Origin of the sequence: Streptomyces milbemycinicus (genome assembly GCF_002154605.1) — a bacterium.
Taxonomy (GTDB): domain Bacteria; phylum Actinomycetota; class Actinomycetes; order Streptomycetales; family Streptomycetaceae; genus Streptomyces; species Streptomyces milbemycinicus.
On sequence record NZ_MUNE01001229.1, the window covers coordinates 1 to 628 of the forward strand.

Genomic DNA, 628 nt, shown 5'->3' on the forward strand with positions numbered 1-628 from the left:
TGTCGCCGAATCTGGCGTTGTCCACCCTGGAGCCCCTCCCCGCCGGCCGCCTGTCGAGGGTCAGCCCTTGACCTTGATCTCCGAGATGCCGCCACGGTAGCGATCCGGAGCGCTGGTGGGCAGCTCGGTGATGTGGATGAGTAGGTATCGTGTCCGAACCGGCTTGTCGAGAGTGGTGGACAGCGTCTTGCCGGTTTCCTTCAGAGCGGTGACATGGTGAGGGAAGTCGCTGAGTGAGGTCGGGCCTGACGCGGATGTCTGGGCGGCGAGAACCTCCACCTTCTGCCCCGCACGGTAGAAGTCGACCTCGACGCTGGAAACGTTCTTGGCACTGCCGAGATCGACGATGATGCCGCTGCCATCCTTGCGTGGGCCCAGGTTGCCGAAGTTCGGGTAGTTGTAGAACTCCTTCGTCACCCAGGCGGTGCCTTCCTTGCTGTCGATGGCGGCGCCGACCTCGTCCGCAGCGAACGGCGCGCTCAGCGGTGAGAACTCCGTGGCGCTTTCGATGGCGAGGGTTTTGTACGCGGGCTTCTTGGCCCTGCCGTCGTCCTTCTGCCCAGCGGTCTTGCTCGGGCCGGACTTCTTCTCCTCCTTGAGGAGGGTATCGGCGAGCTGCCAGCTGCCG

Annotated in this window: 1 protein-coding gene; it reads right to left on the reverse strand. The window is 64.3% G+C overall.

Annotation, left to right across the window (positions count from 1 at the left end):
- Positions 1-60: 60 nt before the first annotated feature.
- A partial coding sequence (locus tag CCN51_RS52280) for a discoidin domain-containing protein (protein WP_143676257.1) occupies positions 61-628 on the reverse strand: 568 nt, incomplete at its 5' end.